We start from the raw sequence: 779 nt of genomic DNA, 5'->3' as shown, positions 1-779 counted from the left end.
ACGGCAAAGCGGGCCCAGGCTCCACAGGCGCGGAAGTCGCGACCACCGTGGCCTCGGTCGGGCCATAGTTGTTCACTAAGACAAAACCCTGGTCTGCCGCGGGTCCTTGCCCCAGAAGGTCGCCGCCAGTCAGCAACATCGTCAAAGTCGGGTGCCGCAGACCTTCCGCCAATACATATTCTGTCACTGGGGTGGGCAGGAAACTGACATCCAGCGGCTGGGCCTGCCACCAAGCCAATAGGCCGGCCACATCCTGCGCCGAGCTCAACCCGAACGGCAATGCCAGCGTCGCGCCGCAAGCCAGGGCGGGCCAGAGCTCCCAGACCACCGCGTCAAAACCCAGCCCGGCGACGCAGGAGACGCGTTTTCCCGCGCGCAAATCCGCCATTTGTCCATGCCAGGCGACCAGATTGGCCAGATTGCCATGCTCCACCATCACCCCCTTGGGCAGACCCGTGGAACCAGAGGTGTAAATGACATAAGCCAAACTGGATGGAATCAGACCCGTTTCCTCCCGGTTCAAGCGCGCGGGAGATTCCGCATCGAGGGCAGCGGCATCCGACAGATCCACCACCGGCGCCGAGATTTCGCCCAGCAAAGCCCGGGTTCCCGGTTGAACCAGCACAACCGTCGGCGCGCAGTCCTCCAGCAGATAAGCCAGGCGCTCAGATGGATAGGCCGGATCCAGCGGCACATAGGCGCCGCCTGCCTTCATCACCGCCAGCAAGCCAATCACCATTTCGCAGCTGCGCTCCACGCAAACCGCCACCCGCTGCTCC

At 63.7% G+C, this 779-nt stretch carries 1 protein-coding gene; it reads right to left on the bottom strand.

All coding sequences use genetic code 11. The annotated features are described in order from the left end of the window. A partial coding sequence (locus VL52_RS22970) for an AMP-binding protein (RefSeq protein WP_046159222.1) occupies positions 1 to 779 on the bottom strand: 779 nt, incomplete at both ends.

Source organism: Chromobacterium vaccinii, from assembly GCF_000971335.1.
Lineage (GTDB): Bacteria > Pseudomonadota > Gammaproteobacteria > Burkholderiales > Chromobacteriaceae > Chromobacterium > Chromobacterium vaccinii.
The sequence above is the reverse complement of the archived record's forward strand: the minus strand, read 5'-3'. Positions and strand labels throughout refer to the sequence as shown.